Raw genomic sequence first — 6,455 nt, 5'->3', positions numbered from 1 at the left:
TGAGGGCGGCGTCCATATTGGGAACCAGCGAGAAGTACATCTCGATGCTGGAGAGGGGCCAAAGGGAGCTCAAGCCCATAAGGAGGGCCTACGAGGCATGGGTCGAGGCCGGACTTCCGCTCGATTGGGACAGGCAAGCCTTCGAGGCCGAGCGCAAAATGGATTCTAAAAAACACCTTGCCAAATAGGAGCCTCTTTGCATGTCCGAGGACGTTCCGGAGAGAAGCCCCCGTCACGCCCCCGGATTCCCGGTGGGAGTTCTAGACCTTGTCGGCCTTAGTACATACCGCCGCCCTGCTGACCAGCGGTAGCAGCAGCGATTGCGTCCTCAAGCTGAGTGTTCTTGGGCACATCGGAGACGGTGGCCTCGGTGATGAGGATCAGGCTGGCGACAGAAGCAGCGTTCTGCAGGGTGACGCGGCTGACCTTGACGGGGTCGAGGACGCCCATCTCGATCATGTCGCCCCACTCGCCGTTGGCAGAGTTGAGACCCTGGCCGGCGGGCAGCTCGGCGACCTTGTCGACCACGACAGCGCCCTCAAAGCCAGCGTTCTTGGCGATGGTGGCGACCGGAGCGGTCAGAGCCTTCTTGACGATGTCGACGCCGATCTTCTCCTCGGGGTCGTCGATCTCGACGGCATCGAGCGCAGGAGCAGCGTCCATGAAGGCGACGCCACCGCCGGCGACGATGCCCTCCTCGACAGCAGCGCGGGTAGCCTGCAGGGCGTCCTCGACGCGATGCTTAATCTCCTTGAGCTCGGACTCGGTAGCAGCGCCGACCTTGATGACGGCAACGCCACCGGAGAGCTTGGCCAGGCGCTCCTGGAGCTTCTCACGGTCGAAGTCAGAGGTGGTGTTCTCCATCTCACCCTTGATCTGAGCGATACGAGCGTCGATGGCCTCCTTGGAGCCAGCGCCGCCGACGACGACGGTGTTGTCCTTGGAGATGGTGACGGACTTAGCGGTACCGAGCATATCGGCGGTGATGTCAGCGACCTTCACGCCCAGCTCGTCCAGGGCAGCCTGGCCACCGGTGAGAACGGCGATGTCCTCGAGGATGCGCTTGCGGCGATCGCCGTAGCCCGGGGCCTTGACGGCGCAGACGTTGAGGGCGCCACGGATCTTGTTGAGGACCAGGGTAGGCAGAGCCTCGCCGTCGATGTCCTCAGCGATGATGAGCAGGCCACGGCCAGCGCGCTGGACAGCCTCGAGAACGGGCATGATGTCCTGAACGCTGGAGATCTTCTGGTCGGTGATGAGGATGTACGGATCCTTCATCACGGCCTCCATGCGGTCGTTATCCGTGACGAAGTAAGCGGAGACATAGCCCTTGTCGAACTGCATGCCCTCGACGGTGTCGATGGTGAGGTCGAACGTCTGGGAATCCTCGACGGTGATGACGCCGTCCTTGCCCACGACCTCCATGGCCTCGGCGATCTTCTCGCCGACCTCGGGGTCACCGGCGGAGATGGTACCGACGGAAGCGATCTGCTCCTTGGTCTCGACCGGCTTGGCCTGCTTCTTCATCTCGGCGACGGCGGCGTTAACGGCCTTGTCGATGCCGCGACGGATGGCCAGCGGGTTGGCGCCAGCGGCGACGTTGCGCAGGCCGTCGTTGACGATGGCCTGAGCGAGCAGAGTTGCGGTGGTGGTGCCGTCACCCACGGTGTCGTTGGTCTTGGTGGCAACCTCCTTCACCAGCTGAGCGCCCATGTTCTCGATGTTGTCCTCGAGCTCGATCTCCTTGGCGACGGAAACGCCGTCGTTGGTGATGGTCGGAGCACCGAACGTGCGCTGCAGCGCAACGTAGCGGCCCTTGGGGCCCATGGTGACGGTAACGGCGTCGGCCAGGGTGTTGACGCCCTTGGCGAGCTTAGCGCGGGCATCGGTGTTGAACGTAATGTTCTTTGCCATGGTAGGTAATCCTCCAAAAGAAATGTGACTCGCGTCGCCGCTTCCGAGTCCTATGCGGCGGGCGCGTTCAAAGACGAATCAGAGATTCTGACGAGACTAGGCCTCGACGACGGCGTAGATGTCGTCGGCGCGCATCAGCAGATACTTCTCGCCGTCGACCTTGACCTCGTTGCCACCGAACTTACCGTAGATGACAACGTCACCGACCTTGACGTCCATGGGGATGCGCTCACCCTTGTCGTTGACCTTGCCGGCGCCAACGGCAACGATGGTGCCGCGCTGCGGCTTCTCCTGAGCGTTGCTGGCGATATACAGACCAGAAGCGGTCTTCTGCTCGGCCTCGTCGGGCTTGACCAGAACACGATCTGCAAGCGGCTTCAAAGACGACATGCTTGTCTCCTCCTTTTTGGGCCGCGCGGTTATACCACGCGAATTAACCCTTTTTGTTTGCGTACGCGTTGAATGGTACCCACGAATGGCGGGTTATACAACACGGAGTCAAAAAATCTTATTTTTTGGCACTTAGATTTTCTGAATGCCGGGGGATAACTTAGCGATGGCTCCCATGTGGCGCCGGAGGGGAGCTGAGTCAACGTTATCGGACCCGGCATTCAGAAAAGTCAGTGCAGCAAAATGGCGATGCGGATGGCGACATGGACATGGTTTTCGCCGCGCGCACGGGTCCCCTGGGGAGCACCGTGCATTTTTGGGAGTATTCAGCAGGCCAGGGCGGCTGCATACGCGCCGGACACACCATATTGGTCCCAAAGACGCCTTCGACCGGCGATTTGGGTCGGTAGACAGAGTTCGTCGAGACAAACAAGCGTGCCTCGCGCCACGTCGGACCCCAAAATGACGTCAATCTCCGCAATGTTACTCAACTGCAGCGGCACCGGCGGGGCTTGCGGTGCTGAATACTCCGTTTTTTGCACGGTCCAGGCGGGGGTACATAAGGGCCAGAAAGAACATCCCATCCTTTTTATGCAATCTGCAATAGAAAGTATGCAAAACACCAAGAGACAGCATTGCTGATGTCCCAATTGAACACACGAGGCAGCCGTGCCTCCACCCTGCGCCCAAATCCAGCAGAGCGGGGACGCTCCTAACAAATCCCCACCGGCAAACAAACGCGGCTCGAGCGCTATCCCAAAATAGGCTGTCCGAGCCGCGCTTAACGGTACGGCATGAATACTTAGCGCTCGTAAATCAAGTTACCTGCCAGGTAGGTGGCCTGAACCTTGGTGGCCTGGAGGTCTTGAGGGTCAATGGTGAGCGGGTTTTGGTCCAGGACTACCAGGTCGGCATACTTGCCGGGCTCCAAGCTGCCGAGGTTTTGCTCGTCGCCCGCTGCATAGGCGCTGCCCAGGGTGTAGTTGCGCAGGGCTGTTGCTGCATCGATGCGCTCGCTCGGCAACCAGCCACCCTCGGGCCAATGGCTTTTGGGGTCTTGGCGCGTGATAGCCGTGTAGAGCACGTTCATGCTGGTAACGGGCGTGATAGGGCTGTCGGTACCGAAGGCTTGGCGAATGCCGCGCTGTTTATAGGTCGCAAACGGCCACATGATGCGGCTGCGTTCCAGGCCCAGGTCGCGCTCCGGGCCACCCGGGTCGAGCGTGATGTGGCAGGGCTGGCTCGAAGCAACCACGTTGAGCTTGCGCAGGCGGTCGATGTCCTCGGGCAAGAGGTTCTCCAGGTGCTCGAGCGTGTTATGGCCGTGCTGGGGCAGGCCGTACAGGTCGGCCGCTTCCTCGAAGATATCCAGCGCGGCATGAATCGCACCGTCGCCGATGACGTGGATGCGCACAGTGTGGCCGCGCTCCGCGGCAGCGAGGACCAGCTTGCGCATACGCTCGGCAGGAACCGTCAGGCGACCTTGATCGCCCGGGAAGCGCGGGTTGGTATAGGGCTCGGTGAGATATGCCGTGTGTTCGCTCGACACACCGTCGAAAAACTGTTTAAAGCCTGGCGCCGAGAGCAGCGCGTTGTTTGCGTAGCGGGTCTGGAGTTCTTCCAAGCGCGACTGGTCATCCAGCAGCGTGGGGAACAGATGGGCTCGGATGCCCAGCTTGCCGGCTGCCTGCAGTTTGTCGTAGACGTCGTCGCGGATAAAATCGCAGCCCGGCATGGGCATGAGCGACATATCGCAGATCGAGGTGATGCCCTGCTCGGCCATACGCCTCATTTGATCGGCGTAAGCGCTTGCGATGCGATCCTCCCCCAGCCACTCAAGGCAGCGCGGTAGCAGCTGCATGGCAGCCGCCTCGTGAGCAATGCCCGTGAGTCCGCCGTTTGCATCCTTGTCGTAACTACCGCCCGCTGGCGGCTCGCTGTCGCGCGTGACGCCGAGCGCCTCGAGTGCGCGGCTGTTGAGCCAAAGCGTGTGCCCGTCGCCCGAATACATAACGCAGGGACGATCGGGGAATGCCGCATCGAGCGACGCCTTGGTAGGATGCTCGGGCGGATCCCAACGGTAATCGCGCCAGCCCTGCGTCACAACCCAAGCGTCGTCGGGCAGGTCCTGGGAAAACTCGAGCACATGTTGCACCAGCGCCGCCTCGGACGTACCCATATCCATGAGCATGTACGGCGAGGAACCGACCGAGGTATGGAAGAAGTGCAGATGAGCGTCATGGAAACCGGGGCAGACAAACTGCTCGCCGTAGTCGATAACCGACGTGGCGGCAGGCGCGGCGGCAATCACGTCATCGGGCGCACCGACTGCGACGATACGGTCGCCTGCGATGGCAATCGCCAGCTCGCGGGCGGTATCGATGCCGTCTTGCGCGGTAAAGACGTTCTTGGAGCGGATAATCCGATCGATATGTTGCATGGGCATCCCCATCTCTGGCAGGAAATTCAACACCCCCGAGTGTACTCCCCCGCCCTTGTAACAAAACCTCAAGTGGCAAACGGCAACTTTACCAGCCCTAGCGGCAGGTGGCATACTGGAGAGAGCCTGTACGATTTTGCGATCAACCCAGCAAGGAGCAAATCGACCATGACGAAGACCAAGGCACAGCAGATTATGGCGGCGACCGAGGCTCGCGCGGCTGACGACGTCACCGCAGCCATCAAAGATATCGCTACCGAGTTTGAACCCTATATCATCAAGCAGCGCCGGCACTTCCATAAGCACCCGGAGCTGAGCCTTGCCGAGGAGCGCACGACCTCCGACATCGCCAACCAGCTCGACGCCATGAATATCCCCTACGAGCGTCCGCTCAAGACCGGCTTGGTGGCAACGCTTCGCGGTACCGCGTCGGATGCCTACCACGAGGACGGCACGCCGCGCCGCCGCATCCTGCTGCGCGCGGATATCGACGCCCTGCCCGTTACCGAGCAGACCGGCGAGGAGTTTGCCAGCGTCAACGAGGGCTGCATGCACGCCTGCGGCCACGACTGCCACATCGCCATGATGCTCGGCACGCTGCAAATCCTGCGCCATATGACCGACGACATCCACGGCGAAGTCCGCATCGTATTCCAGCCCAGCGAGGAAAACGGCCAGGGCGCTAAGCTCATGATCGGCACGGGTGTGCTCGACGGCGTCGATGGCGCCTACGCCGCGCACATCTGGAGTGAGGTCGATGCCGGCACCGTGAGCTGCGAGCCCGGACCGCGCATGGCCAATACCGACTGGTTCCGCATCGACGTCCGCGGCACCTCGTGCCACGGCGCCATGCCCCAGCGCGGCCACGACGCCGTTATGGTTGCCGCCGAGATTGTCAATGCCCTGCAGACCATCGTTTCGCGCGAAATCAGCCCATACGAGCCGGCCGTCATCACCGTCGGCGAGCTGCATGGCGGAACCGCGCGCAACGTTATCGCCGGCACGGCCTACCTCGCCGGCACAGTGCGCACCTACGGCGATTCGACCCACGAGGAAATGCCGGAGCTCATGCGCCGCATCGTGGAGCATACCGCGGCAGCCCTGGGCGCCGAGGCAGAGCTCACCGACTACACCATCGCCAACTACAAGGTCGAAAACGACGCCGCCTCGAGCGAGCGCTGCCGTCAGGCTGTAATCAAGTGCCTGGGCCCCACCGGCCAAGGCCATTATCGCGGCACGCTTTCGGGCGAGGATTTTTCGGAGTACCTGCGTCGCGTACCGGGCGTGCTCGCCTTTGTAGGTACGCGCAACCCCAAGATTGGCGCCACGTACGCCCAACATTCCTGCTTCTACAAGATCGACGAGACCGTGCTGGCAAAGGGCTCCATGGTGGCCGCCCAGTATGCTATCGACTTTTTGGCCGAGCCCACGCAAGAGGAGCTCGACGGCCCCGCGATTACCGCGGTCGCCGAAATCAACCCCGATCTGGCCGCCAAGTTGCGCTCTGCCAAAGCGACGACCGCCGAGGCTCGCGACGCCATCCATGATGCCCGAACGGCTCGCCATGCCGCGATCAAGGGCATCCACGACGCACGCGCTGCTGCACGCCGTGAGGAGAAGCACGACGAGTAATCGATTCGCTGGCATCTCGCAGTCATAGCCACATCGCGATGTCAAAGCGGGGGCGGACGTTTCGACACGTCCGCCCCCG

At 61.9% G+C, this 6,455-nt stretch carries 5 protein-coding genes; 2 read left to right on the top strand and 3 right to left on the bottom strand.

Features of this window, described 5'->3' with window-relative positions; translation table 11 throughout:
- Nucleotides 1-188: hypothetical protein (locus AB5164_RS04895; protein WP_368147859.1), on the top strand; the 188-nt coding region annotated here is incomplete at its 5' end.
- Nucleotides 189-276: 88 nt separating this feature from the next.
- Here AB5164_RS04895 and groL read toward each other — a convergent pair.
- The 3 genes from groL to AB5164_RS04880 form a co-directional block, all read right to left on the bottom strand.
- Nucleotides 277-1,914 carry a chaperonin GroEL gene (groL, locus tag AB5164_RS04890; protein WP_368143297.1) on the bottom strand — a complete coding sequence of 546 codons (1,638 nt, stop codon included), beginning with the start codon at nucleotides 1,912-1,914 and terminating at the stop codon, nucleotides 277-279.
- A gap of 96 nt (nucleotides 1,915-2,010) precedes the next feature.
- Complete coding sequence (gene groES / locus AB5164_RS04885) at nucleotides 2,011-2,304, bottom strand: co-chaperone GroES (protein ID WP_022094351.1); 294 nt, start codon at nucleotides 2,302-2,304, stop codon at nucleotides 2,011-2,013.
- Nucleotides 2,305-3,106: 802 nt separating this feature from the next.
- On the bottom strand, nucleotides 3,107-4,750 hold the full coding sequence (locus AB5164_RS04880; protein ID WP_368147858.1) for an amidohydrolase: 1,644 nt from the start codon (nucleotides 4,748-4,750) through the stop codon (nucleotides 3,107-3,109).
- 162 nt (nucleotides 4,751-4,912) lie between these two features.
- Between AB5164_RS04880 and AB5164_RS04875 the strand changes: the two genes are divergently transcribed.
- Nucleotides 4,913-6,376, top strand: coding sequence for a M20 family metallopeptidase (locus AB5164_RS04875; RefSeq protein WP_368147856.1), 1,464 nt, complete (start codon nucleotides 4,913-4,915; stop codon nucleotides 6,374-6,376).
- The last annotated feature ends 79 nt before the right edge of the window (nucleotides 6,377-6,455 follow it).

The sequence above is a fragment of the Collinsella aerofaciens genome (assembly GCF_040915425.1).
In the GTDB taxonomy this organism is placed as follows: domain Bacteria; phylum Actinomycetota; class Coriobacteriia; order Coriobacteriales; family Coriobacteriaceae; genus Collinsella; species Collinsella aerofaciens_BW.
The sequence above is the reverse complement of the archived record's forward strand: the minus strand, read 5'-3'. Positions and strand labels throughout refer to the sequence as shown.

Coding starts and splice junctions, on each gene's coding strand:
- groL (WP_368143297.1), bottom strand. CDS start 1,914: ATGGCAAAGAACATTACGTTCAACACCGATGCCCGCGCTAAGCTCGCC.
- groES (WP_022094351.1), bottom strand. CDS start 2,304: ATGTCGTCTTTGAAGCCGCTTGCAGATCGTGTTCTGGTCAAGCCCGAC.
- AB5164_RS04880 (WP_368147858.1), bottom strand. CDS start 4,750: ATGCCCATGCAACATATCGATCGGATTATCCGCTCCAAGAACGTCTTT.
- AB5164_RS04875 (WP_368147856.1), top strand. CDS start 4,913: ATGACGAAGACCAAGGCACAGCAGATTATGGCGGCGACCGAGGCTCGC.